This window comes from Thalassospira sp. MCCC 1A02898, from assembly GCF_001618185.1.
Taxonomy (GTDB): domain Bacteria; phylum Pseudomonadota; class Alphaproteobacteria; order Rhodospirillales; family Thalassospiraceae; genus Thalassospira; species Thalassospira tepidiphila.
This window is the reverse complement of the sequence record NZ_LPXK01000012.1, coordinates 90283-114951: the sequence shown is the minus strand read 5'-3', so window position 1 is coordinate 114951 and position 24669 is coordinate 90283. Positions and strand designations below refer to the sequence as shown.

Genomic DNA, 24669 nt, shown 5'->3' with positions numbered 1-24669 from the left:
TAAAGGATGACCGCGATCACCCGCTTTGCACCAAGCCCGACCGGATATCTTCATCTCGGCCATGCGGCCTCGGCCTTGTTTTCTGCAAAACAGGCCGTGCCGCATGGCCGTTTTCTTTTGCGGATCGAAGATATCGACCAAACCCGGTGCCGCCCGGAATATCTTGAAGCGATCTATAAAGATCTCGCCTGGCTGGGCCTTGAATGGGAAATGCCGGTTCGGGTGCAGTCCGATCACTTTGCTGACTACCAAGCGGTGCTGGATCGCTTGTCGGATATGGAATTGCTTTATCCGTGCTTTTGCACCCGCAAGGATATTCAGGCAGAAATCGCGCGCATTGGCAACGCACCGCATGGCCCGGATGGCGCGCTTTATCCTGGTACCTGCCGGCAGTGTTCGCCAACCGAACGCCAGGATCGCATTGCAGCGGGTGAAAGCTATGCACTTCGTTTTGATATGGCTGCGGCGATCAAACAGGTCGGCAAGGAACTGGCCTGGTTTGATCGTGCGGCGGGCAAACAGATCGCCACCCCGGAAATCTTTGGCGATGTGGTTCTGGCACGCAAGGATACCCCGACCAGCTATCATATCTCGGTCACCCATGATGATGATCTGCAGGGCATAACCCTCGTCACTCGTGGTGAGGACTTGTTTTTTGCCAGCCACCTGCATCGTTTGTTGCAGGAATTGCTGGGCTATGACGTGCCGGAATATCACCATCACGGGCTTCTGACCGGGCCGGATGGCAAACGCTTTGCCAAGCGTGACAAATCCAGGACGCTCAGATCGATGCGCGAAGAAGGGATGTTGCCCGCCGACGTGATCAAACTGGCTGATCAATTCTGATTGACCGGGGCTCGGCGGTGATCTCTTAGTAAGCCGTAATATTTTGTGTTTTTCATATTCCCGTTGTCGTTGATTATTACCTCCGTATAGGATGTTTTGATCGAACGATGATGTCGGGGGCACAAGACCAGATGAAAAAAGATGCTGGCTTGGTTAGGGGAATTGCGAAACGCATTCTCGACCCGGGCATAGAAATGAGTGCCGGGGAAGAGTTGAACGGAAAGGTTCAGCGCGACCTTCTTGATCTGGCCTATCGCAACAATTGGGCAAACATTTTGGTCAACCTTGCTGCGGGTGGCAGTCTGGTTGTGATGCTCTGGCTGCTGGGCGATCTTGCACCGATCACTGTGGTCTGGTTGATGGTCGTGACGGTGGTCTGTTTTGTGCGCTTCTGGGGTGGGTATCTGTACCGGATGGAGCGTGAAAACGTCAGTAACTTGTCCGATGCCTTGCTGCGCAAGTGGCGGTTTCGCTACCAGACTGGTGTGGTTGTAACCGGGCTTCTTTGGTCGATGGTCGGGGTGATCGAAATTCCGACGGTCCATGGTGAAAGCCAGTTTCTCACCATGATTATCATCGCTGGTATGGCCGGCGGGGCCACGGGAATTCTGGCACCCGTCTTTTGGGTCGGGCGCATTTACCTTTGCGCCCTGTTGCTTCCGCCGGCGGTTATTCTATCGCTGATGCCAGAATCGAACTACATCCTGTCGGCATTGGGGCTGGTGTTCCTTATGGTGATGCTGGTGACGCACCGGAACAACCATGCTGTCCTTTTCCGATCCTTTGTCCTGAAGCATCAGAACCATGGGCTGGTCGAAGACCTCAGGCAGAAAAACCGGATTACCGAAAACTGGAATGCCACCCTTGAAGCGCGGGTCGAACAGCGCACGGAGGAGCTGCGCAATCTGGTCGAACACGATGCCCTGACCGGTATCCTTAACCGTGACGGCATTGTCGCTTGGTTCGAACATAAAAAGAGATCGGACGCGCTTCTGGATTACGCCGTGCTGTTTATCGATCTGGACCGGTTCAAACAGATCAATGATGGCCTAAGCCACGCGATTGGTGATGAAGTTCTGCGTGCTGTCAGCATGCGGCTTCGGGAATGTGTTGATGACCGCCATGCGTTGGGGCGTTGGGGCGGGGATGAATTTCTGATCGTTCTGGCCGCCCCGCATGAAGAGCTTCACCCACTGGTCGAAACCACGGTTGAACTGGCCCAGCGCGCTGTTAATCAGCCGATCAATATTGTCGGTCATACATTGCATGTCGGGTTTAGTACCGGCGTTGCCTTTTCATCCGGACGTAATCCGTCGATATCGGAACTGATCCACTGGGCGGATCTGGCCGCGGCCGAGGTCAAGCGATCCGGCCGGGGCAGTGTGCATAACTACGACAAGATGCTGCTGACGGAACAGGAACGTCGCCTGAGTGTGACACAGGCGTTGCGCCGGGCGCTGAGTGCCGATGAGTTTTATATCGAGTACCAGCCGGTCATTGATGCAACCCGTGGCGACATCATCGCCTACGAGGCGCTTTTGCGCTGGAATAGCGCGGTGCTTGGCACTGTGCCACCCGATGAATTCATTCCGATTGCCGAGGAAAGCGCGCTTATTGCTGATATCGGGGAATGGTGCATGCGGCGCGCCTGCCAGACCCTGCATGACAATACCGAGATTCCGGGCACCACGAAAATTGCCATCAATGTCTCGATCCGTCAGATCGTGATGCCGAATTTTCCGGATATGGTTTCGCGCATCCTGACGGAAACCGGTCTTGCATCCAGTCGGTTGGTGCTGGAAGTCACGGAATCGATCTTTGAAAAACGCCAGACGTCGCAGATTTCCGCCGTGCTTGATCATCTGCACGCGATGGAAGTTGGAATTCATATCGATGATTTCGGGACTGGGTATTCATCCTTGTCGCGCCTGCACGAAATTCATGTCGATGCGGTCAAGATCGACAAGTCCTTTGTCTTGTCGATGGATGAAAATGCCCGCGTGGTGATTGAGGCGGCAATCCTGATCGCTCATCGCTTTGGTCTTAAGGTCATTGCCGAGGGGATCGAGACGCCGCAACAGCGTGCGGAGCTTCGCGCGATGGGGGTAGATGCCTATCAGGGATACTTCTTTGCCCGTCCGGGACAACTCCCGTGTCGCGACATTCACTGGCAAACTGATCCGGGTTTGCCGGGCTGACGGTGTTTCTTTGGAGCTGACGCAAAAAAAAACGGCCTGCCGCAAGCGTGGCAAGCCGTTCATAGTCCTGTTCTGCTGGGGGACAGAATCAGCGGCTAAAATCAATCAGAACAAGGAAGCTGACCGGCACAAGCGCCAGCGCGACATAAATCCAGAAGGATGCGATCGGAACGCCGAACGCGGCAAGAACATAACCGGCAAGGTAAAGTGCCAAGCCAATTACAGCGACCAGCAGAATGCCCAAAAGCGGCAGAGAAACTTTGCTATCTGATTTCATGTCCCGTCATGCTCCCGAAACGGATTTCTTAACTCATGGTGTCGAACCTACCATGCTGTGCGCGTAGGCGTTTTGATCCGTATCAATAAACGCGACAGTTTGAATCCAAAGGCCTTTGCAGGCGTGAAGCAGGTACTCTTGTTATATAAAGACAGAGAATCGATTGTTCGCACTGTCTCAGAATGGCGCAATTGCCTGTAAATGGGGTCTTTGTTATTGTCGCCCCGGTTTGGAAAACATCAGATTCTGTGCGGTTGAGTTGGGCAAATACCGGCACAAACCAAGGATTATAGTCAAAACAGCTCTGATAAGCGTTTTTGTCGCGGTTTTCGGTTGATGAAGGCTTGACGGCATGGGTTAGAGGCGGTAATAACCCGCTTCCAAGCGCGGGCCTGCATGTTCAGGCCAAGCGTCCTTTTGCGAATTTATAGACCAGGAGATCAGGTCATGGCACGTCGCTGCCCGGTATCCGGCAAAGGCGTTTTGGTCGGCATGAATGTGAGCCACGCCCACAATCGTACCAAACGTCGTTTCCTCCCGAACCTGCAGCCGACCTCGCTGCTTAGTGAGTCGCTCGGTCGTTCGGTGCGTCTGCGTCTGACCACCAATGCTGTCCGCACCATCGAAAAACGTGGTGGTCTGGATGCGTATCTGCTCAGCACTGCAAATGCAAAGCTGCCGGCAGATTTGGTGAAAATCAAACGCCAGGTCGCCAAAGCTGTTGAAGCAAAAGCTGCCTAATTTAGGCTTCTGCTTTACAGACAGAATTTACGAAGGCTCGCTTTTTAGCGGGCCTTTCGTTTTTTTCGGCTCTGGGCTTTGGTAACCGATGCATCGGTTCGGTGCTCCAGACAGGCTGCCAGACATTGTCGGGCGGCTTTTTTTGCGCCGTGTCGCACTGCAGTTATCCAAGGGTTCCTTAGGCTGCGCAAGGGTGCTGTCTCAATAAACGCGACTCGGCAGAACACGAGCTTTGCGCTTTTGGAAATTTGCTCTATACTTTGCTCTATCAGTGGTTTACGTCGCCGTGTCGCCCGGATTGGTGAAACGTCATGATATGTTCATCAACAGCGATTCCCGGACCTGCTAAATAAGGCAAGCGACTCGGTAAACACGGTGGAGCGGATGGTATGCATTTATCGCCCAATGCGTGTCCGGCACTTGTTCTTAACGCCGATTTTCGGCCGTTGAGCTACTTCCCGCTATCTCTTTGGTCATGGCAGGATACGCTCAAGGCAGTCTTTCTTGAACGCGTCGATGTTCTTTCCGAATACGACCGCGAAGTACGCTCTCCTTCCTTTAAAATGCGCCTGCCTAGCGTCATCTCGCTCAAGGAATATGTCCCGCTTAAAAGCAGCCCGGCCTTTACCCGGTTTAACGTCTTTTTGCGCGATGAATTTTCCTGTCAATATTGCGGTGACCGCCTGCCGACAAATGAACTGACCTTTGATCATGTCATCCCGCGTGCCCGCGGTGGCCGCACCAATTGGGAAAACATCGTCACGGCCTGTTCTGACTGCAACCTGTTTAAAGGCAGTCGATCGGTGCGTGAGGCCGGCCTGCGACTGCGCAGGACGCCGGGACAGCCCTCGATGCACGAACTTCAGACAACAGGACGCCGTTTCCCGCCAAACTATCTTCACGAAAGTTGGCGGGATTTTTTATACTGGGATACCGAACTGGAATACGACTTCTAGTCGACACCAAAACTTTTACAAAGTTCAGCTTGGCAACAAAAAAGCCGACGGCAGGACCGTCGGCTTCATTGTATTCGCTGGTTCAAGAAAACTTACAGATCGAGGGTAAGCTTTAGAAGTGCCGTACGTCCTTCGCCATAGCCGCAGGCCGTGGCCGAACTACAACCTGCGACATATTCCTTGTCAAATAGGTTGCTGACATTGAGGCTGAGGTTCCACTGGTTCTCAACGCCGTAGCCAAGGCCAGCGTCAAACAATGTTGCTGCCGGTACTTCGTATTGGTTGGCCTCGTCCGCATAGGATGCGCCTTGATAGCGTACACCACCACCTAGGCGAAGGCCGCTGAGCGTGCCCTGACGGATGGTGTAATCGAGCCCAAGGGTCGCCATTTCAGTCGGGACGGTGACCGGTTGCTTACCAATCACACTTGCGTCTTCGTCCTTGGTAACTTCAAGGTCGTAGGCAGTTGCGCTAGCGCTGAGCAGAAGGTTCTCAGTGATGTTCGCCTTGGCCTCAAACTCGATACCCTGTGAGTTAACTTCACCAAGCTGACGCTCGTTCTGGAAGGTGCCGGTAATCACGTTCTGACGGGTCAGGTCAAATACAGCAACCGTGAAAAGGCCATCGAAGCTATTGGGGACGTATTTCAGGCCTGCTTCATACTGGCTGCCGGTTTCCGGTTCATACACCCCTTGGGAGCTTGAACCGAGAACCGGGTTAAAGAACGTTGCAGCGCTTACATACGGGGTCAGACCATTGTCGAAGGTATATGCCAAGCCAGCGCGACCGCTCCACTCACCTGTGGTTTCGCTATAGTTGTTGTACCGGGAAATCGGATCGTCGCCATCGGTTTTGACATAATCATAACGACCATTCAGCGTCGTGATCCAGCCGTCACCAAATCGGATTTGATCCTGTGCATATACACCGATCTGGTTCATGACAATGTCCTGATCGAGATAGGCAGATCGTGTGACCTGTGCGGTGCCATGTACGGGATTCAGCGGATCAATATCGGTACCTGCGCCGGAATATTCTTTGCGCGACATATCAAACCGCTTTAGGTCAATGCCACCAAGCAATGTGTGATCAAGTGCACCGGTCTCAAAGCGTTGTTCGAGCTGGTTATCAAGACCGATGGATGTGATCTGGGTGCGGTGTTCGAACCCCCAGCGATCAAGGTCGTAATTGGTGGTTGTTGGTGATGTTCCACCGGTGGCATAGCCACTTGGGTAGTAGTAAATCTCATGAATGTCTGCATGTCCGATCCGCGCATTCTGGCGGAAGGTTAGGTCGTCATTGAGATCGTGTTCAAGTTCGTAACCGACCATAACCTGACGGCGCAGGTTTTTATCAAGGTCGGGTTCAGAGAAGTTCGTTTCCGGATCAATCTTGCCATAAGGCGCATCTTTGGCAGTGCCGAAATAGGGCAGGAAACCAAGGCCACCATTATGCTTGCCGTCCACGAAGGTAAAGCTGCTAAGCAGCGTCAGGCTGGTGTCTTCGTTCGGCGTCCAGGCGAAGCTTGGTGCAACCGTCCCCAGGAAACCTTCATTGTCGTCGGCCTGTTCGTCGCCATTGGTAAAGTTACCGGTCAGGCGGTATGCTGCAACGTTACTAAGCTTGTCGCTAAAATCGATGCCTGTGCCATATTTCCCCGTCTCGGTGACGGAAAACTCAAGACGGCGCAGTGGCACATCGGTCGGGCGTTTGCTGACATAGTTTACCATGCCGCCGGGATTGGTGCTGCCATACAGGACAGAGGCGGCACCGCGAAGAACTTCTACCCGTTCAAGATTGTAATCATTGACCAAGAATGCGCCAAAGCCATAGGCGTAGTTTTGCAAGCCATCAAGATAAGCTCCGCTCTGGGTTGCTTCAAAGCCACGAATGAAGAACCAGTTGGTATCCGTGTCGGAGCCATAAGGCTGGGTGAATACGCCAGCGGTATATCGCAATGCTTCATCGACTTTGTCGACACCGCGGCTGTCCATCTCTTTGCGGCCGATAACGGATACGGATTGCGGGATTTCCTCAATGGCGGTGCCGGTTTTTGAGCCGGTTGCACTGTGTGTAGCAACATATCCGCTTACAGGAGCATGTGCAGGCTCTGCTTCGGACTCAATGATCAGAGGTTTAAGGGTAGTGCTTTCGCCGTCACGTTCTGTCGCGTCATCTGCAGACTGCGCCAGCGCAAAATCGGGTGCGGCAAAAACCAACGCAAGTGCCGTACCCAGCAAAAGGGTCGAAGACAGTTTCTGTCCTGTAAAACGCATTTGGGATTCCCTGTATTGGTTGTCTTTGACGACGACCTGTCGGGCGGGAACCGGCGGGCCATCTATGATGATGGCCTTTTCGATATCACGCGGTGGGGGATAGAATATTGAACCGGATTTCGGCGTATTGAACGGAATTTGGCTTAAGTTACGCGATCTGTTCCTTGCGCCATGCACCCGGCGTGGTGCCAACGATTTTGCGGAACACGCGGGTCAGATGCGCCTGATCGGCAAAGCCGACCCGAAGGGCGACCGAGGCAAGTGGCGTGTTGGCATCTTTAAGCAGGGTTTTGGCGCGCTCCACACGGGCTTTCATCTGCCACTGTTGCGGCGGCATGCCGGTACTTTCGCGAAAGGCCGAGCAGAAATAGGACTGTGAGAGCCCGGTGAGCTGTGCCAGTTCATCAAGGCGGATGGTACGTCCGCAATTCTGTTCAATGTAGTCGACCGATTTGCGCAAATGGTAGGGTGCCAGTTTGCCGCGTTTGCGTTGCGGTTCACTTGCCGCGCGCGGTTGCAGCAGGGCCGCGGTCAGCGCGCTGATCAAACCTTCGCCATAGATTTGCGGGCTTTGATGTTCGCTTTGCAGGTCGTCGGCCAGCAACCGGACCAAGGTATTGATGCGTGGATCGCAAAAACCGATACGCGGTGTTTCCAGGGTCGCGCCGTCAAGTGGCAAGCCCATGCTGTTTTCAAGGGCATCGACATCAAGATGGATATCAAGATGTCGCAGACGGCACGCGCCGAAAACCTCGGATGAGACCTCCATCCCGGCCGGGATATAGGACAGGCATCCTTTGCCGCGACGTTGCTGATCTGCCGCGTCATCTGAGGAGCGGACGTTGATACGCCCATCGCCCACGCAATCAAGGATCGCCACCAGACGCGGGGCTTGCGAAACATAGGTTCCCCCGGCCTCTGCTTCACATTCCACATGCCATAAATCGGAAATGGCGGTGTTCCAGCGACGGAACCGCAGGTCATCAAGAAGAGAAATACCTTCGATGTGGCTGGTCATATGCGGATGGAATGCCATGGCGCTCACGACAATGGGGTCCTTTGTGTGGTCGAAACTTATGGTGCGAATGGGTCTCAATATAACCGGGAATTTTCTGCAAACAATAACAATTCTCATTATCATGCGAAGAATTGTCAGATTCCTGAGCAATTGTTCGCGCAAAAGGTGATCCTCGGAGATGCAAAAACCCGCCTGACGTGTCAGACGGGTTTTGTGAGGATTGGTTTCAGCAGCGTCGAAGGTGTTCGCGGCTACTTTTTCATCCAGCGCGACGGTGCGATCAGGCAGAAAACAGTGAGCGCTGCTGAAAAGAACACGTTGACGGTCGGCATGGTGATGCCAAACAGGGTCCAGTCGATCTTGTCACAGCGAATGATCGGTTGCGCCATAAGCTGCGCCTTGAGGTCTGCCAAGGATGCGGCACCGCTTTGAACACCGCCACACATGGCGGGCCCTTCCCACCACAATTCCTGAACACCAACGTGGTAAAACGCGATTGCTGTCCCGACGGCAAAGGTCGCAGCACACAGATAAACCACCGCCCGTGCGGCGGCAGGAAAGCGGATCAGCAACAGCGCGACGATCGAAAGACCGGCAACCACATAGAACGGCACACGCTGATAAAGACACAGCACACAGGGAAGCAACTTCTGGACATATTGCGCATAAAACGCAAATCCGATGCTGCCCGCTGAAACCAACAGCAGGGCAAGGGGCGGAAAGGCCGGGATGAAGCGTGGGCGCAGCAAATTGAACATCAGTGGGTCCGTTTATTGGCGTGCATCAGAATTTGGTGTCGGGTCAACCATGCGGGATCAGCTTGATCGCGGCAAACCCACCGACAAGAACCACAATAAATATGGTGAAAACGAGGCCCAGTCGACGTTCGATGAAGTCGCGGATGACAGGGCCGAATTTCCAGATCAGGGCGGCAATGACAAAGAACCGCAATCCACGCGCCAGGATCGATGCGAGTGTAAATACAACCGGGTCAAGTGCTGTCACACCCGACAGGATGGTGATCACCTTGTAGGGGAATGGTGTTACACCGGCAATGAACACCGCCCAGGCACCCCATTCATTATAATAGTCGCGGAACTGATCAAACTTGTCGGCATAGCCATATAGCTCCAACACAGGCTGTCCGACCGTTTCAAACAGGAAGAAGCCGATACCGTATCCGACAAGCCCGCCAAGCACCGACCCGACGAGGCAAATCAGTGCATAGCGCCAGGCGCGCGTCGGGGCGGCTATGATCATCGGGATCAGCAGAATGTCAGGCGGGATCGGAAAGACAGAGCTTTCAATTGCTGCAATGAAAAACAGGGCCCAGCCGGCATGGCGGTGGCCGGCAAGGTTCATGGTCCAGTCATAGAGGCTGCGGATCACGGCAATAGCGCCTTGTCATGTTGTCTGCGATTTGGGAGCGGCGCTTGGCCTTGAAAACAGGCCAGATCAAACCGCATTTTGCCGGCAATCGCAATGGCGCAGTTTATCCGCATCTACGCAGACGTATTTTTGCACAAAGCCCCATTGACCCGGCGAAATTTACGGCTATTATCCCGCCCGTTGATGGAGGGTGCGCACACGCACCCGAATTGCCTGCCCCTGTGGCGGAATTGGTAGACGCGGCAGACTCAAAATCTGTTTCACTTAGTGAGTGGGAGTTCGATTCTCCCCGGGGGCACCATCACTTTTCCCAAAAGATAGAATGACAAAAATTGCGAGCTTGGTGAGGCAGGCTGATCGCCTGCATGTTTTGCTGGAGCGATAATCGATCATGTCAGGTGTTCGATTGATCGGTTGCCGCTCAAATTCCTTTTGACGATCGCCGTTTTAAGCCATTTTTTTGTTGGCATTAGAATTGCTGTTCCCTGAGTCCTTATCAACTTAGGGAGGAAAAAATGCAAAAAGCAAAAATGCTTGTCTCTGCATCCATGATGCTTGGTCTTATCGGCGCAATTGGTACCGCTTCGGCCGATGACCGGTTTACATCACCGTTTGGACCTGATGATCAAATCGGGGCAGCGAACTATCTGACTTCGGAAGTAACACTTGCAGCCAGTAAGCTGATTTCCGAAGGCAAGGTCTATTCACTGGGGATGGAAATTTCACGTGATACGCCGGCCTTTGCACCACGTGGTGTCGCTGTGACGGTTTTCTCGCCAGGACAAAGCGGTAACAAAACAATCGGCAGCAATGCAGGAACCTATAACGATGACATGTTCACCGGCTGGCTCGGTGTCGGGACACAGATTGATGGTCTGGGCCATCTGGGTGATCATCATACCTATTATAACAATAACCACGCCGAAGACATGGTCGCAGCCACCGGCCTGACCAAGTTAGGAATCGAACATGTGCCGCCGATGGCAACACGTGGAGTCTTGCTCGACGTTGCTGCGATCAAGGGGACTGACCGTCTTGAAGGTGGCTATGTCATCACCCTTGAGGACATCATGGCGGCTCAAAAAGCTGCGGGTACCGAAATTCGCAAGGGAGATGTGGCTCTGATCCATACCGGATGGCTCGACCTGGTTGGGAAAGACAATGAGCTTTACGGAACGACCGAACCGGGCCTCGGTCTGGAAGCAGCGGAATGGTTGGCAAGTCAGGGTGTTGTGGCCGTTGGTGCCGATACGTGGGGGCTTGAAGCTGTTCCCCATGAAGATCCCAGTGCTTTTTTCCCGGTCCATGTGAAGCTTCTGGCAGAAAACGGTGTCTATATTCTTGAAAATATCGTCACTAGGGACCTGGCCGCAGACCGGGCGCACGAGTTCCTGTTCGTTCTCGGGCAGGCCAAGCTTAAGGGCGCTGTACAGATGATCATCAACCCGGTTGCCATTCGCTAAGCCGGTCTGATCATTTTGAAAACTTTAGAACCGGCGGCCAAGCGACCAAACAGGCCGCCGGTTCTTATGCCACGATACAAACCGAAGTTTGCAGACGGGCAAATTAATAGACGCTGCGGTAAATCGCCTCGATTTCCTTGGCGGTCATGTCGCGCGGATTGCTGTCGATCAGGCGATGGATCTTGGTAAAGACTTCCTCGGCCATTTCCGGCAGGGACTCTTCGGTGACGCCAAGATCGCGCAGGCGGATTTCAAGACCGCTGGCCGGGACCATTTCCTCGATCCGTTTGACGAACGCCTCGGCGGCGGCGTCTTCGCTGTCGAAATCGACCCCTTCGATCAGGCACGGTGCGAGTTCGGCATACAGCTTTTTCGCGGCTGGCAGGTTAAAACGGATCACCTGCGCCATGACCAGCGCATTGGCATGACCATGCGGGATGTGGAAACGTGCGCCCAGCGGATAGGCCAATCCATGAATGGCGGCAACCGATGCATTGGCAAATGCCATCCCGGCAATCAGCGATCCCTGCAACATGGCAGAGCGTGCTTCCTTGTCACCCGGATTTTCAATCACCTTCATCAGGTTCTTGCCAAGCAGCGAAAGGGCAGTGACCGCCATGCCATCGGCAATCGGGTTTTTGCGTGTGCGGCTGGTATAGCCTTCGATCGCATGGACCATGGCATCAAGGCCCGTGGCCGCTGTGACCTTCTGCGGCAGGTCATAGGTCAGTTCCGCATCAAGAAGGGCGATATCGGGCATCAGTTGCGGGGTGTAGACAACCTGTTTGAGGTGGTCGTTATCGGTAATCACCGACACCCATGTAACTTCCGATCCGGTCCCGGCAGTGGTCGGGATCTGGATCAACGGCAGGCGATCACCGGTTGCCTTGTTCACCCCATATATCTCTTCGATGGTCTGATCGCTGTTGGCAAGCAATGCAACCAGCTTGGCGCTATCAAGCGAGCTGCCGCCGCCAAGACCGATTACGCCATCCGCCTTCCAGTCACGTGCACCGGCAATGGCGGCTTCGACGATTTTCTGGGGCGGGTCGGCTTCGACGTCAGAAAAGATCTGAACCGCGATACCGGCGGCCTCAAGTGCATCTTGCGCCGTTTGCGCAAAGCCCAGTTTGACGATGCCCGGATCGCAGACAATGGTGACACGGCTGGCGCCGAGTTCTTTCATCAAGATACCGGTCTTGGCAATGCCACCGGCTTCGCAGACGATGCGCGGCACGCTTCGGAACATGAAACTCATGATGTGTCTCCTTATCCGGGATCAGTTGGCATTCCCGGCGAGACCGCCGAGGCACATATATTTAATCTCGACGAAATCATCGACGCCGTATTTCGACCCTTCGCGGCCGATGCCGGATTCCTTGACCCCGCCAAACGGTGCGGACTCGGTCGAAATGATGCCTTCGTTGATGCCAACGATGCCGTATTCAAGCGCCTCGCCAACCCGCCAGATGCGGCCGATATCGCGGGCATAGAAATAGGCCGCCAGACCAAATGGCGTGTCATTGGCCATGCGAATGGCGTCGTCTTCGCTGCTGAACTTGAACAGTGGTGCAACCGGACCAAAGATTTCCTCGGAGAAAATCCGCATATCCGACGTAACCCCGGTCAGGATGGTCGGGGTAAAGAAGTTGCTGTCGGGCTGAGCGCGATCACCACCCAGAACAGCCTTTGCCCCACGAGAAACGGCGTCTTCGACCAGTGCTTCGACCTTCTCAATCGCCTTGGCATTGATCAGCGGGCCCTGGGTGATGCCTTCCTCGGTGCCCAAACCGACACGCAATTTGCCAACGGCCTCGGCCAGTTTGGCGGCAAAGGCGTCATAGACACCTTCCTGAACCAGAATGCGGTTGGCACAGACACAGGTCTGCCCGGCATTGCGGTATTTCGAGGCAATCGCGCCTGCAACCGCCGCATCCAGATCGGCATCGTCAAAGACAATAAACGGCGCGTTACCGCCAAGCTCCAGGCTGACTTTTTTGACGGTATCAGAACATTGACGCATCAAAAGTTTGCCGACCTGGGTGGAGCCGGTGAAGGACAGCTTGCGCACGATCGGGCTGGCAGTCAGTTCACCACCGATTTCCGCCCCGTGTGATGCGGTGACGATATTGATTACGCCATCTGGGAACCCGGCGCGTTTGGCCAGTTCGACCAGTGCAAGCGCAGTCAGCGGGGTATCTTCTGCCGGTTTGATGACGACCGTGCAACCCGCGGCAAGGGCCGGGGCACATTTGCGCGTGATCATTGCCATCGGGAAGTTCCATGGCGTGATCGCGGCAACAACACCAATCGGCTGTTTGACGGTGATGATGCGTTTATCCGCGCCATGCGACGGGATAACATCGCCATAAATGCGTTTGCCTTCTTCGGCAAACCATTCAAGGAAGGACGCGCCATAGGCCACTTCGCCGGATGCCTCGGCAAGGGGTTTGCCCTGTTCGCGGGTCATCAGCAATGCAAGGTCGGCCTGTGCCGCCATGCAGAGGTCAAACCATTTACGCAACACATTTGCACGTTCCTTGGCGGTTTTGGCCCGCCAAGTTGGAAGGGCGGCATTGGCGGCATCAATCGCACGATTGGTTTCGGCCGCGCCCATATCGGGCACATCGGCAAGATGTTCGCCGGTGGCCGGGTCAACAACAGCAAAGGTCTTGCCGCTGTCGGATGCAACCCATTTGCCGTCGATATGCCCCTGGGTTTGCCAAAGGCCAGTATCATTTAGCTGGATGGTCATGGTGGCTATTCCTTTTCGTTACAGCACGGCGGCGTAGATCGCGCGTGCGGCGTCGAACGTCATTTCACGCGGGTTGTTGATCAAAAGGCGTTCCACCTTCATCGCATCGGTCGCCAGCATATCTAGATCGCTTTCCGCCACGCCGACTTCACGCAAGGTGCGGCTGAATGGCATGCGTTCGACCATGTCGGTCATGAAAGCAATGAAGCGATCACAGGCAGCATCGTCATTTGCGAACTTTTCATCCGGCAGAATGGCGCGGGCAAGTTCGGCATATTGTGATACGGCCGCATCCCGGTTGAATTTCAAAACCTCGATCAGGACCAGCGCATTACTGTGTCCATGCGGGACATGGAAATGCCCGCCCAAAGGATAGGCAAGGGCATGAACAGCCGCGACCGGGGCATTGGCAAAGGCCATTCCGGCCAGCATGGACCCCTGAAGCATGGCTTCACGCGCTTCGCGTGACGGGGTGGCAGAAACCGCATCATCGATATGGGCGGTCATCAACTGCATCGCGCGGATGGCAAGTCCGTCCGACAGGGCATTTTTCTTGTGCTTGGTGGTGTAGGCCTCAATGGCGTGCACCATGGCATCAATGCCGGTCATGCCCGTGATCGGGGCCGGAAGGCCCATGGTCAGCTTGGCATCAAGCAGTGCGATATCGGGATAAAGCAGGCTGGACACCACACCCTTTTTCTCGTGCGTTGGGGTGGTGACGATCGAAATCGGCGTGACTTCCGAACCGGTGCCAGCCGTGGTCGGCACCTGAATTAGCGGCAGGCGCGGGCCCGTCGCCAGACCGATGCCATAGATCTCGTCAAGTTTCTGATCCTTACCACACAGAAGGGCGACCAGTTTTGCGGTATCAAGCGATGAACCGCCGCCAAGGCCGATGACGATATCGGCCTTGAAGTCACAGGCACCCTTGACCGCGGCAAGGATGCTTTCCTCGGGCGGGTCTGCCTGAACATCGGTCCAGAGCAGGGTTTCAATCCCGGCTTCTTTAAGGGCTGCATAAGGGGCGTCGATCAGCCCAACCTTCTGCAAGCCCGGATCGGACAGGAGAACGGCGCGTTTCGCGCCGAACTCCTTGCAAAGGGTGCCGAGTTGCAAGGCACCGTCGAACTCGCAGATGACGCGAGGGGTGGTTTCAAACACAAAGTCTGACATGGGGACCTCGTCTTTTGACATGTCTGTTATCGGGGCTGTCGTCGGGATCAGGCGGTTTCCAGTTCAGCCTTGGAAACGGTGCCACGTTCGATGCGATAACTGCCCGCCACCAGATCGGCGGAGTGGCTGTCATCAGACTCAGAGATCAGAACGCACAGCCCGCTGCTGCCAAGATCGGAAATGACTTCCGACAGGCGGCGTGACAGGACGGGTGCGACCCCTTCGAACGGTTCATCGAGCAACAAAAGATTGCGACCGGGCATCAATGCACGCCCGAGCGAGACCAGTTTCTGCTGACCGCCGGAAAGCTGCAGCGCACGGCGATCCCGGAACTGGGCGATTTCCGGCAGCAGGTCATAGACCCATTTCAACCGTTCCGCGGCGTCCGCAATACCGTTGGTCCAGGCCGGAAGAAGAATGTTTTCCTCGACCGTCAGGGACGGGATCAGACGGCGATCTTCGGGCATATAGCTGATGCCGGCTTTGGCTCGGGCAAAGTCAGCCATCTTGCGCAGGTCCTGCCCATCAAAGGTGATGGTGCCCTGATCTGCGTCCAGAAGGCCCATGATTGCACGCATCAGCGTGGTCTTGCCCGCCCCGTTATGGCCGATCAGGCCAAACATCTTGCCGGACGGCACCGAAAGCGAGACATCGCGCAGGATCGGAATATTACCGATCGATACATCGAGATTACTGATTTCCAGGGTCATGATGCGCCATTCCCTTGTTTGGTTGTGGGACGATGGCCGGTCACAAGATCGCGGACCTGCTGATCGGCGAGAACAGCCGCAGGTTCGCCATCAGCAATGATTTCGCCGCTATAGAATGCCAGAACGCGCGAGACATAGCGTTCGACGACATCCATGTCATGTTCGACAAACAGCACCGTCACGCCATGCTGACGCACGGCATTCATGACCGTATCCATAAGGTCGGTTTTTTCATCCACGCTGACGCCACTGGTCGGTTCATCAAGCAGCAGCATCTGAGGATTGCCGATCAACGCCATGGCGATATCAACCAGTTTACGCGCACCCTGCGGAACGGCGGTTACCAGTGAATCGCGATAGTTTTCGACACCGAATTCCTTAAGGATTTCCTCAGCTCTGGCGATGCGGGCATCGCTGCGAAGGGGGCTTAGGAAACTCGGACGGGCGCTTTCGGCCGCAGCCAGCGCGACAATCAGGTTGTCGAGCACGGTCATTTCCGGGAACAGCTGCGCAACCTGGAAGGAACGCGCCATGCCGGCCCTCGTGATCGCGCGCGGGGAATGGCCCATGATAGACTTGCCGTTAAACAGGATCTCGCCGCGCGTCGGCTTGAGGTAGCCCGTCACCATGTTGATGAAGGTCGTTTTGCCAGCCCCGTTGGAGCCGATCACACCAACGACTTCACCCTTGTTGATCTGAACGTTCAAATCCTTTGCGGCGATGACCGCGCCGAATTCCTTGTTCAGCGAACGTGTTTCAAGAATGCAGGTCATGCCCGTTCTCCTGTTTTTTCACGGCTAACAAGGCTCCACAGCCCTTTGGGCAGGAAGATAATGACCGCAAGCAGCGTGAAACCGAGGATCATCTGCCAGGTATGGGGAACGAATTCGATGGCGTAGGTCCGCACGAACGAGAACACGATGGCCGCAATAAACGGTGCCGCCACGTGGCCCAAACCACCCAAAAGCGCGATGAAGACAAATTCGCCCGATGTGGTCCAATAGGCCATCTCCGGATCAACGTGGCCGGTGGCAAGGGCCGTCAGACCGCCGCCAAGGGCCGATACCGCAGCCGCAGCGACATAGTTGCCATAAAGCAACCAGCGCGGTGACAGACCAAGATATTCAACACGAACTTCATTTTCGCGAACAGCCTCGCAAATGACGCCAATGCCTGCCTTGGTGTACCGATGGATCAGAACAGCAACGATCAGACCAGAGACCACAGTCATGGTAAAGACGGTGTGCTGGCTGCCAGCGCCTGCTTCGGGGGCCCAGCCAAACAGGGTCCAGTCGTGAACGTTAAAGCCGTCCGTGCTGCCCAGTTCCTGACTTTTGACAAGGATGCCAAACAGGATCATCGAAAATGCCAGCGACAGCATGGCGAAGAAGATTTCTCGATAGCGCGTCAGCAACAGACCCAACAGCATGGCAACAACGATTGCGACAAACATGCCAAGTGACAGGGCGGCAATCGCATCATGAATGCCAAAGAACTGGCCACCCATGCCAACGGTGTAACCACCGATGCAATAGAACAGGCCCTGACCAAAGGATACGAGGCCGGAACGCATCTGCATGACGACGCCCTGGACGACAAGTGCCTTGGCCAGTGCGATGGTCAAAAGAAAGATCAGCCAACCCGGCGAAACGAAGCCGAACAGAACGCAGGCAAGCGCCACCAGTCCGAGCGAGATTTCAGTTTTATCAAGACGCATGTCAGATTTTCCTCGCCAAAGTACGGCCAAACAGGCCTTCGGGACGGAACGCCAGAACCAGTGACATCACGCCATAAATGACGAACAGTTCGAATTCGGGGGCATAGTGAACGGCGGCTGCACGGCTTAGCCCGACCAAAAGGGCACCAACAGCGGCCCCCCCGATGCTGCCAAGGCCACCGATAACCACCACGGCAAAGGCCAGAACGATCACCTCGATGCCGATCCCCGGCACGACAGAGATCGCAGGCGCAGTCAGCGCACCGGCAAGTGCGCCCAGTGTGGTGCCCAGAACGAAGGTGATGGTGAACATCAGTTTCACGTTCACGCCCATGGCAACCGCGATTTCGCGGTCATGGATCACTGCACGCAGGACCTTGCCCTGATTGGTGCGTTCAAGCCACGCCCACAGGCCAAGCCCAAGCAATGCGGATACCCCGACCAGGGCGACGTCGTAATTGGAAACCTTAAGCAAGCCGAGCGATGTTCGCCCAAGTTCGGAATAAGGCTGATAGGCAAAATACGGGCTGACACCCCAGACGATTTTCATACCGTCTTCAAGGATCAGAAGAAGGGCATAGGTAATGATCACCATCAGGATTTCGTCGCGGCCATACATGAGGCGCAGCAATCCGCGTTCGACGATCACACCGACAATCAGACCGGCAACCAGCGCGGCACCAACCAGCAACAAATAGCTGACCCATGCCGGGCCCATGCCATTGTTGAAATACCAGCCAACCAGTGACGCTGCCGAATAGGCGCCGATGGCATAAAAGCTGCCATGCGCCATGTTCAGGATGCGCATCACCCCGTAAATCACGGTCAGGCCGGCAGCCACAAGAAACAGCCACGATGCATAGATCGAGCCATCAATCAGGACGGCAAGAAGACTTGTCATCACAAATATCCAGTGTGCAGGGAAAGGGGCGGACACCCCAAGGGAGACGGGATGTCCGCAGGATCAGGAAGCTCTGTGAAACAGAGCGGGCAACTTAGTTACACTTGGCGCCCGGGAAGCCGTCTGCGATCCAGTCCGCAGCAGCAACACCTTCCGGGGGTGTTACGCATTCGCCATCAAACGAAACAGCGTTCTTGATCGAGGCAACGCCGTCTTCGTAGTGGTATTCACCATAGGTGATACCCTGCATGGCCTGATGACCATTGCCGCGTGCCATTTCAACCGTGCCCGAAACCGACTCAAAGGTTGCACCTTTCATCGCAGCAGCAAGTTGCTCTGCCGACGGGATTTCCTTATCGGCGACACCGGCATTCTCGGCGGCATACTTCAGACCTAGGATCGCCTGGGCCATCTTGGTTGCCGGATAGACCGGCTCAAGGTCATAGGCGTTCTGATAGACACCCTCAAACCAGGTGTTCAGTTCGTTGTCCGGGGCAAACTGGCCAAACGGGCCACGTGCACCGATGATCATGCCGTTCGGGGCCTGATCCTTGTAGGTGGCAAAGGATGCTTCACCGCAGGTCAGAAGGCCGGTTGCATCTTCAAGCAGGCCACGGGCATTTGCCTGCAGAACCAAGGCTTCCATGTCACCACCCCAGAAGGAGCTGTGAACGATTTCCGGGCGTTTCACGGACAGGGCAGAGATTTCAGCACCGTACTGGCCCTGATAGATTTTCGGGAACTGTTCTTCGACAACTTCTGCTTCAGGGAGGAGTGCCGATGCAGCGGCGGTGAAGTCAGCCCAGCTGTCCTGACCCCAGGAATAGTTCTGCTGGATGCCGGCAAGACGGGTAACGTCCGGGCGGGTCGCGGCAAGGTAACGAACAGCACCGATGTTATCGACCGATGCATCAAGACCGGTACGGAACATGTAGGCCGCGTCCGGGTTATCAGCAAACAGGCGGGGAGTACCGCAATCATATGCGATGGTGAAGGTTTTCAGTTCTTCGGCAACCGGCGCAATTGCCAGGCAGTCACCCGAAGAGACATAGCCGATGACAGCATCGACTTTCTGACGCTGAACAAGGTTGCGGTATTCTTCAACCTGCTTGGTTGCACCACCGGCTTCGTCGATGATCACGGCTTCGATTTCAGCGCCATTGATGCCGATCTTGTCGTATGGTGCGGGCAGGTTGCCCTTGTTCAGTTCTTCAACAAGAACCTTGGCGGCATTTGCCGACGGAACGCCGAACGGACCAGCTGCCGGACCGGACAGGAAGGTCACGATTCCGACGCGGAATTTGCCGTTTTCAGCAGCCGATGCAGAACCGGCTGCGCCAGCTGCAAGGGCAAGCGCTGCGACGCCCGATACAAGGTATTTGCTGAATTTTGATTTATTGTTCTTCACTATTTCCTCCCTTGGGAAAGGTCATGGAGTTGGCGGTGGAACTGCCTCTGACCCGCCGGCCACGGCATCGCGGCGACGTTTGACCATCTCTTTCGATGGTTTGAGGTCTTCGGCATCGTAGATCGCCCAGTTCCCCACCATCAGTTTCGATGGCGGAAAGTCTTCGTTGTGGACGACCGTGCCCACGGCTTGCGCCTGGACAATCTGGTGAGTTTCGGGATCGATATAGGATGCAAAGCCCGACGGATCTTCGGGCAGGGCCAGTTGCAATCCTTCAAGTGCGGTGATGAGCGCGCGGTCATCGTCAACGCCGCCAGCCTTTTCAATGGCGCGTGCAATGGCGATGATCCCGGTATAGGCGCCTTCGGCAGCATAGGTCGGATAACGCCCGGTCATGTCGTGAAACTGTTTGACGAACCGCTTGTTACGGCCGGTGTCGGGCCAGTTATTGTGATGGCGCGCCGACAGGATCAAACCCGGATAGGGCTGATCACCAAGGGCCATCATCACATCGTAATTTGCACCGGTATCGAAATTGGCCAGACGGGTGGTTTCAAAGAAACGGGTTGATGCCGCCTGTTTGATAAAGGCGATGAAATCCCCGCCCCAAAGGGCGGTTACGACCACGTCGGCCTTTGCTGATTGCAGGGCGTTGATATAGATCGAATAATCCGGCTCATAGAGCTTCGGCCACAAATCGCCGACGGTTTCATATTCAACATCCAGTTCATCAAGGGCGAGTTGCAGATCCGTCCAGGAAACATGGCCGTAATCATAATCCGGTCCGACAAAGGCAAGGCGTTTCCAGCCGGTTTCCTTTTGCAGATCGCGTAAATAACGCGCACCGGCGGCCATCGACGTCCAGCTGTCATTGGTGACGCGGAAGTAATAATCGTGGCCGGCCTCGATGCTGAGCCGCGATGACGCATGATCGGTACCGACCATGATGATCTTTTCGTTCTTGGCGAGATCGCTTACGGCGTGGGCCACACCCGATGACACGATGCCACAGAAGAACTTGGCATTGTCATTGGTGATGAAATCCTGTGCCAGCCGAACTGCATAGGATGCCTTTGATCGCGGGTCATCGGCGATGACCCGCAGATTGGGCACATCCAGGCCGGATTTTGCTTCGGCTTCGAGGTCCTGAAGGGCGATCTTGATGCCGGAAATACTGTCGCGGCCATAGGTGGCCGACCGTCCGGTCATCGGGTACAAACAGCCGATGACAGCATCTGCGTTCTGTGCAGATGCGCCCAGCTCAAAACGTTCTGCCTGTGCGGTATTGGCCGCAAACAGTGCGAACGTGGCTACAATAATGGTGATGCACCCGGAAACCGGGTGTTTGAGCATCTCCATGACTTTCCTCCCTGCGAATGGTTGTTCCATCCGCGTTTGTACCTTTGTCTCGCTATTCCGCAAAGGCTGTGCCAGTTGCGAAATTTCGGCGCAAAGTCAGGAAAGCCGCGCGATTGACCGTTTTGGGCCAAAACCATGGAGCGGTCTTGAGCGCGAATTTGAGCGTTAGGCGCTCAAACAGCAAAACACTCTTGAGCGGAAACCGCTCAAGAGTGCATCGGAAATGCTTCGGTTTGGGGATAAGTTATTGCAGGCCCAGCCTTTGTAGTCGGCGTTTCAGGGCATGACGTGAAATACCAAGTATTTCTGCCGCACGGCCTTTGTGACCGTCGGCCTGATCAAGCGCATCTTGCACCAGATGACGCTCGGTGTTGTCCATGCGGTCCTGCAATTGCGCATTACCATCGGAAAATCCGCCATGCAGATCATCCGGGTTATCATCCGTGACGTGGAATTCAGCCGGTAGCAGGTCCGGCGAAATCTGTTTGGATGGATAAAGAATGGTCAGACGTTCAATCAGGTTTTTAAGTTCGCGCACATTGCCGCGCCAGCGATGGTGGCGCAGCAGATCAAGGGTTGCATCGTCAAAATGGATCGGATGGCATCCTTCGGCCTTGGCCTGATGATCGGCGAAATGGTCGACCAGTTTGATAATGTCCTCGCCGCGGTGGCGCAGTGCTGGAATATCAATGGTGATGACGTTCAGGCGGTAAAACAGGTCTTCACGGAAATTGCCCAGACGGACTTCCTCGGCAAGGTCGCGGTTGGTCGCGGCAATTACGCGGACATCGGCCGATGCTGAATGTTCGCTCCCGACCGGGCGATAGTCGCCGTTTTCAAGGAAGTGCAAAAACTTCGCCTGCAGCGCCAGCGGCAATTCGCCGATTTCATCCAGAAACAGACTGCCACCATCGGCAAGACGGACAAGGCCGGTGCGTTTCTGATGCGCACCGGTGTAGGAGCCCTTTTCGGCGCCAAACAGTTCGCTTTCAATCAGCTGTTCTGGCAGGGCGGCACAGTTGACTTCGATAAAGGCGTTGGAAGCACGCGGGCTTTGGCCGTGAATGGCACGCGCAACCAGCGCCTTGCCGGTCCCGGACTCCCCTTGCAACAGGATGCGGCTGGCACTGCTTTGTGCGACACGGTCGATCGTTGTGCGCAATTCGCGCATCGGCGCGCATTCGCCAATCAGACCGTTGGTCGGGACATTGCGCTTGCGGTGGTAATCAAGCTCAAGCGCGGTGCGGTTCTGATCAAGTGTGGTGTTGATTGTGTGGATCAGCTCATCAAGCTCGAACGGCTTGCTAAGGTAATCGGCGGCACCAAGTTTGACGGCCTTCACCGCCGCACGGGTATCGCCATGGGCCGAAATCATGATGACGGGCACGTCGATATCAAGTTTGCGGATGCTATCAAGGACCTCCATGCCATTGGCACCGGGCAAGCGCAGATCAAGCAAGATGATATCGAACTTGTTTTCACGGACTTGCAAAAACGCATCTTCACCGGAATGGACGCCGGTGACATCCATGCCTTCGGTACGAAGCGCAAAGCTTAGTGATCGGACGAACGATTCCTCATCATCAACGATCAGAATCCTGATCTGGCGGGGCATTTTTCGATGTTTCCTCCTTTGAAGTTTCCGATTTCGTTGCCGGGAACTTCAATGTGATTGTCGTGCCCTCTTGCGGGGCACTTTCAATATTGATTGAACCGTTATTTGACTCGACCAATTGTTGGCTGATTGTCAGGCCAAGTCCGGTTCCTTTGCTTTTCATGGTAAAAAATGGCTGCACGACGTCAAGCAAATGCTCTTTGGGGATGCCCGAACCATCATCGGTGACGCGGATCTCGACCTGATCCTGGTGGCGTTCTGCGCGCAGGCTCACCGTGCCGCCGGGCTGGCAGGCCTGAATGGCATTGATCCCGATATTCAGCAGGATCTGCAGCACCTGATCCGGGTCGACAAAGATCGTCAGGCGGGAATCGCCGCTGGTGTAAAACCGCACCTGGGCCTCTTCGGCGACCGGGATCAGGACGCGTGATGACTGTCGGAACAGATCCCGTATTTCGGTTTCCTGCGGGCAGGCTTCACCGGGTCGGCCATAGGCCAGGAGATCATTCACCACGCGTGACAGCCGATCAATCTGATGGCCCATATCATCCAAAAGTGTTTTGCGCTCGCCATCGGGCTCCTTGCGCACAAGGGCCTGAACGGTGGTTTTCATCGTCGCCAGCGGATTGCGGACCTCATGCGCGACACCGGTGGCAAACTGGCCCAGAACGGCAAGTTTTTCGGCGCGCACTGTTCGATCAATCAGGTCTTTAAGCTGCCATGCCATGGTGTTGAAGGCCTTGGCGACCGTGCTGATTTCATCGCGACGGCGACCTTCGGGCAGGCGGTAATACAGATCGCCCGACGCAATACTGTGTGCCCCCTGAACAAGTGTATCGACCCGTCGACGCAGGCTGCGCGACAGGGCAAAAAAGATCGCCAGAATAACCACAATGATGACGGCGGCTGTCACCGCTAGCCAAAAGCGCGTTTCATCAATCGGTTGCAGGATGGTGCCCGGTCGAACACTCATCACAAGGTTCCATCCCGGAAGGATGCTGGGGCCTTCAATTAGCTCGCTAGTGACCTCGGTCGGGCGCCCGGTCGCATCAAGAACAATACCGCCCGGCGTGCGCAAAAGCGGATCAATCACGCCCGACACCCCGGCACTCGCCAGAAGCTCGGTCAGGGACGCCAGACGCACATGCAGGGCGACAGACGTGTTCTGCCCCAAGCCGGTATCGCGAATGTGTGCGCGCATTAAAATCCAGCCGGAATTGCCATTTTCGGGCAATTTGGGGCCGATAAACTCAATACCTTCGTGCTCTACACGCGGCAGGCCGGAAATATCCCAACCGTTTTTCGACCAATAAGGCGGGCCGGATGCGGCTTGGCCTGCGACCAGTCGATCAAGATTATCGTACCAGTCAAAAAACAGCACGCCATAAAGGTCGGGCGAATCTGCCTCCACCCGAAGCAGCGTCAGGGCCTCTTCAGCCTGCGGGGAATTCGGCGCTTCAATAAAGGCCGGCAGGGCCGGGTGGTTGGACAGCGTAACCAGCTGATAGATGCGCGCATCAAGAAAGGCAGAAAGCTTGTTTGACGTTGCCGCGACCTGCGCGCTGAGCCGTTCACCTGTCAGACGGTCAATCAGTTCATTGGAAAAGCGCTGATAAAAGAAGCTGAGTGCCAGAAGCGCGCACACGACAACACCGACCGATAACAAGGTATATCGGCCCACAAGGCTTAGTCGTTGGTTTCGGGACCAATGAAATCCGGCCACCGGGTGCCTCCCCTAGACGGGAACTTTCAAGACAATTCTAACCGCGGCTTGGCTCTTGTGAAAGCGCTGCTGCTTGTTAAGTTCCTACTTCTTGTTGTGTAGAATTGCCGTAAAAATAGCAAGCTATCAAATAGGCGTCGTCAT

21 protein-coding genes and 1 tRNA gene are annotated in these 24669 nt (G+C 55.4%); 6 read left to right on the top strand and 16 right to left on the bottom strand.

The features are described 5' to 3' along the window. Nucleotides 1-6: 6 nt before the first annotated feature. Together gluQRS and AUQ41_RS14955 are read left to right on the top strand one after the other, a co-directional pair. Nucleotides 7-846 (top strand): tRNA glutamyl-Q(34) synthetase GluQRS, encoded by an 840-nt coding sequence (gene gluQRS / locus AUQ41_RS14960; RefSeq protein ID WP_063089124.1) that lies wholly within the window; start codon nucleotides 7-9, stop codon nucleotides 844-846. Between the two features lie 194 nt (nucleotides 847-1040). Beyond that, nucleotides 1041-3044: a bifunctional diguanylate cyclase/phosphodiesterase gene (locus AUQ41_RS14955; protein WP_232308408.1), complete on the top strand. Its 2004-nt coding sequence runs from the start codon at nucleotides 1041-1043 to the stop codon at nucleotides 3042-3044. Nucleotides 3045-3132: 88 nt separating this feature from the next. Here the strand turns inward: AUQ41_RS14955 and AUQ41_RS14950 are convergent, their stop codons facing one another. Beyond that, the gene (locus AUQ41_RS14950; RefSeq protein ID WP_008889908.1) at nucleotides 3133-3321 is read right to left on the bottom strand and encodes a hypothetical protein; all 189 of its coding nucleotides are present in this window, start codon (nucleotides 3319-3321) and stop codon (nucleotides 3133-3135) included. Nucleotides 3322-3768: 447 nt separating this feature from the next. On the opposite strand from AUQ41_RS14950, the gene rpmB reads away from it, so the two are divergent. Both rpmB and AUQ41_RS14940 read left to right on the top strand, forming a co-directional pair. Continuing rightward, nucleotides 3769-4062, top strand: a complete 294-nt coding sequence (rpmB, locus tag AUQ41_RS14945) for a 50S ribosomal protein L28 (RefSeq protein ID WP_008889909.1) — start codon at nucleotides 3769-3771, stop codon at nucleotides 4060-4062. A gap of 389 nt (nucleotides 4063-4451) precedes the next feature. Further along, nucleotides 4452-5018 (top strand): HNH endonuclease, encoded by a 567-nt coding sequence (locus AUQ41_RS14940; RefSeq protein ID WP_008889910.1) that lies wholly within the window; start codon nucleotides 4452-4454, stop codon nucleotides 5016-5018. 92 nt (nucleotides 5019-5110) lie between these two features. On the opposite strand, the gene AUQ41_RS14935 is transcribed toward AUQ41_RS14940, so the two are convergent. From AUQ41_RS14935 to AUQ41_RS14920, 4 genes are all read right to left on the bottom strand, one after another. Continuing rightward, a complete protein-coding gene (locus AUQ41_RS14935; protein WP_063089122.1) occupies nucleotides 5111-7294 on the bottom strand; it encodes a TonB-dependent siderophore receptor in 2184 nt (727 codons plus the stop codon). 148 nt (nucleotides 7295-7442) lie between these two features. Continuing rightward, a complete protein-coding gene (locus tag AUQ41_RS14930; protein ID WP_063089121.1) occupies nucleotides 7443-8330 on the bottom strand; it encodes an AraC family transcriptional regulator in 888 nt (295 codons plus the stop codon). A gap of 233 nt (nucleotides 8331-8563) precedes the next feature. After that, nucleotides 8564-9070 (bottom strand): disulfide bond formation protein B, encoded by a 507-nt coding sequence (locus AUQ41_RS14925; protein ID WP_063089120.1) that lies wholly within the window; start codon nucleotides 9068-9070, stop codon nucleotides 8564-8566. Nucleotides 9071-9113: 43 nt separating this feature from the next. After that, a complete protein-coding gene (locus tag AUQ41_RS14920) occupies nucleotides 9114-9701 on the bottom strand; it encodes a YqaA family protein (RefSeq protein WP_008889914.1) in 588 nt (195 codons plus the stop codon). 215 nt (nucleotides 9702-9916) lie between these two features. Between AUQ41_RS14920 and AUQ41_RS14915 the strand changes: the two genes are divergently transcribed. Further along, nucleotides 9917-10002: transfer RNA gene (locus AUQ41_RS14915), tRNA-Leu, on the top strand. A gap of 214 nt (nucleotides 10003-10216) precedes the next feature. Continuing rightward, complete coding sequence (locus tag AUQ41_RS14910) at nucleotides 10217-11164, top strand: cyclase family protein (protein ID WP_063089119.1); 948 nt, start codon at nucleotides 10217-10219, stop codon at nucleotides 11162-11164. A 103-nt stretch (nucleotides 11165-11267) separates the two neighbouring features. On the opposite strand, the gene AUQ41_RS14905 is transcribed toward AUQ41_RS14910, so the two are convergent. The 11 genes from AUQ41_RS14905 to AUQ41_RS14855 form a co-directional block, all read right to left on the bottom strand. Continuing rightward, nucleotides 11268-12422: an iron-containing alcohol dehydrogenase gene (locus AUQ41_RS14905; RefSeq protein WP_063089118.1), complete on the bottom strand. Its 1155-nt coding sequence runs from the start codon at nucleotides 12420-12422 to the stop codon at nucleotides 11268-11270. A gap of 21 nt (nucleotides 12423-12443) precedes the next feature. Further along, nucleotides 12444-13919 (bottom strand): NAD-dependent succinate-semialdehyde dehydrogenase, encoded by a 1476-nt coding sequence (locus tag AUQ41_RS14900; RefSeq protein WP_168173428.1) that lies wholly within the window; start codon nucleotides 13917-13919, stop codon nucleotides 12444-12446. An 18-nt stretch (nucleotides 13920-13937) separates the two neighbouring features. Further along, on the bottom strand, nucleotides 13938-15092 hold the full coding sequence (locus tag AUQ41_RS14895; RefSeq protein WP_063089117.1) for an iron-containing alcohol dehydrogenase: 1155 nt from the start codon (nucleotides 15090-15092) through the stop codon (nucleotides 13938-13940). A gap of 47 nt (nucleotides 15093-15139) precedes the next feature. Beyond that, the gene (locus AUQ41_RS14890) at nucleotides 15140-15802 is read right to left on the bottom strand and encodes an ABC transporter ATP-binding protein (RefSeq protein ID WP_063089116.1); all 663 of its coding nucleotides are present in this window, start codon (nucleotides 15800-15802) and stop codon (nucleotides 15140-15142) included. After that, nucleotides 15799-16575 (bottom strand): ABC transporter ATP-binding protein, encoded by a 777-nt coding sequence (locus tag AUQ41_RS14885; protein WP_063089115.1) that lies wholly within the window; start codon nucleotides 16573-16575, stop codon nucleotides 15799-15801. Before AUQ41_RS14885 ends, AUQ41_RS14890 begins: the two co-directional genes overlap by 4 nt. Beyond that, on the bottom strand, nucleotides 16572-17519 hold the full coding sequence (locus AUQ41_RS14880; RefSeq protein WP_063089114.1) for a branched-chain amino acid ABC transporter permease: 948 nt from the start codon (nucleotides 17517-17519) through the stop codon (nucleotides 16572-16574). Before AUQ41_RS14880 ends, AUQ41_RS14885 begins: the two co-directional genes overlap by 4 nt. 1 nt (nucleotide 17520) lies before the next feature. Then, nucleotides 17521-18420 carry a branched-chain amino acid ABC transporter permease gene (locus AUQ41_RS14875; RefSeq protein ID WP_008889930.1) on the bottom strand — a complete coding sequence of 300 codons (900 nt, stop codon included), beginning with the start codon at nucleotides 18418-18420 and terminating at the stop codon, nucleotides 17521-17523. 94 nt (nucleotides 18421-18514) lie between these two features. Beyond that, on the bottom strand, nucleotides 18515-19828 hold the full coding sequence (locus tag AUQ41_RS14870; protein WP_063089113.1) for an ABC transporter substrate-binding protein: 1314 nt from the start codon (nucleotides 19826-19828) through the stop codon (nucleotides 18515-18517). Nucleotides 19829-19849: 21 nt separating this feature from the next. Further along, complete coding sequence (locus AUQ41_RS14865) at nucleotides 19850-21187, bottom strand: ABC transporter substrate-binding protein (RefSeq protein ID WP_063089112.1); 1338 nt, start codon at nucleotides 21185-21187, stop codon at nucleotides 19850-19852. 244 nt (nucleotides 21188-21431) lie between these two features. Next, nucleotides 21432-22802 (bottom strand): sigma-54 dependent transcriptional regulator, encoded by a 1371-nt coding sequence (locus AUQ41_RS14860; RefSeq protein ID WP_063089111.1) that lies wholly within the window; start codon nucleotides 22800-22802, stop codon nucleotides 21432-21434. Then, entirely contained in the window at nucleotides 22771-24525 is a 1755-nt protein-coding gene (locus AUQ41_RS14855) for a PAS domain-containing sensor histidine kinase (RefSeq protein WP_063089110.1), read from the bottom strand. Before AUQ41_RS14855 ends, AUQ41_RS14860 begins: the two co-directional genes overlap by 32 nt. Between the last annotated feature and the right edge of the window lie 144 nt (nucleotides 24526-24669).

Bases quoted from the DNA above. Each gene is read 5' to 3' on its own strand.
- AUQ41_RS14910 (WP_063089119.1), top strand. From the start codon at position 10,217: ATGCAAAAAGCAAAAATGCTTGTCTCTGCATCCATGATGCTTGGTCTT.
- AUQ41_RS14880 (WP_063089114.1), bottom strand. From the start codon at position 17,519: ATGCGTCTTGATAAAACTGAAATCTCGCTCGGACTGGTGGCGCTTGCC.
- AUQ41_RS14905 (WP_063089118.1), bottom strand. From the start codon at position 12,422: ATGAGTTTCATGTTCCGAAGCGTGCCGCGCATCGTCTGCGAAGCCGGT.
- AUQ41_RS14955 (WP_232308408.1), top strand. From the start codon at position 1,041: ATGAGTGCCGGGGAAGAGTTGAACGGAAAGGTTCAGCGCGACCTTCTT.
- AUQ41_RS14900 (WP_168173428.1), bottom strand. From the start codon at position 13,919: ATGACCATCCAGCTAAATGATACTGGCCTTTGGCAAACCCAGGGGCAT.
- AUQ41_RS14940 (WP_008889910.1), top strand. From the start codon at position 4,452: ATGCATTTATCGCCCAATGCGTGTCCGGCACTTGTTCTTAACGCCGAT.
- AUQ41_RS14875 (WP_008889930.1), bottom strand. From the start codon at position 18,420: ATGACAAGTCTTCTTGCCGTCCTGATTGATGGCTCGATCTATGCATCG.
- rpmB (WP_008889909.1), top strand. From the start codon at position 3,769: ATGGCACGTCGCTGCCCGGTATCCGGCAAAGGCGTTTTGGTCGGCATG.
- AUQ41_RS14930 (WP_063089121.1), bottom strand. From the start codon at position 8,330: ATGGCATTCCATCCGCATATGACCAGCCACATCGAAGGTATTTCTCTT.
- AUQ41_RS14935 (WP_063089122.1), bottom strand. From the start codon at position 7,294: ATGCGTTTTACAGGACAGAAACTGTCTTCGACCCTTTTGCTGGGTACG.
- gluQRS (WP_063089124.1), top strand. From the start codon at position 7: ATGACCGCGATCACCCGCTTTGCACCAAGCCCGACCGGATATCTTCAT.
- AUQ41_RS14865 (WP_063089112.1), bottom strand. From the start codon at position 21,187: ATGGAGATGCTCAAACACCCGGTTTCCGGGTGCATCACCATTATTGTA.
- AUQ41_RS14895 (WP_063089117.1), bottom strand. From the start codon at position 15,092: ATGTCAGACTTTGTGTTTGAAACCACCCCTCGCGTCATCTGCGAGTTC.
- AUQ41_RS14860 (WP_063089111.1), bottom strand. From the start codon at position 22,802: ATGCCCCGCCAGATCAGGATTCTGATCGTTGATGATGAGGAATCGTTC.
- AUQ41_RS14890 (WP_063089116.1), bottom strand. From the start codon at position 15,802: ATGACCCTGGAAATCAGTAATCTCGATGTATCGATCGGTAATATTCCG.
- AUQ41_RS14925 (WP_063089120.1), bottom strand. From the start codon at position 9,070: ATGTTCAATTTGCTGCGCCCACGCTTCATCCCGGCCTTTCCGCCCCTT.
- AUQ41_RS14885 (WP_063089115.1), bottom strand. From the start codon at position 16,575: ATGACCTGCATTCTTGAAACACGTTCGCTGAACAAGGAATTCGGCGCG.
- AUQ41_RS14950 (WP_008889908.1), bottom strand. From the start codon at position 3,321: ATGAAATCAGATAGCAAAGTTTCTCTGCCGCTTTTGGGCATTCTGCTG.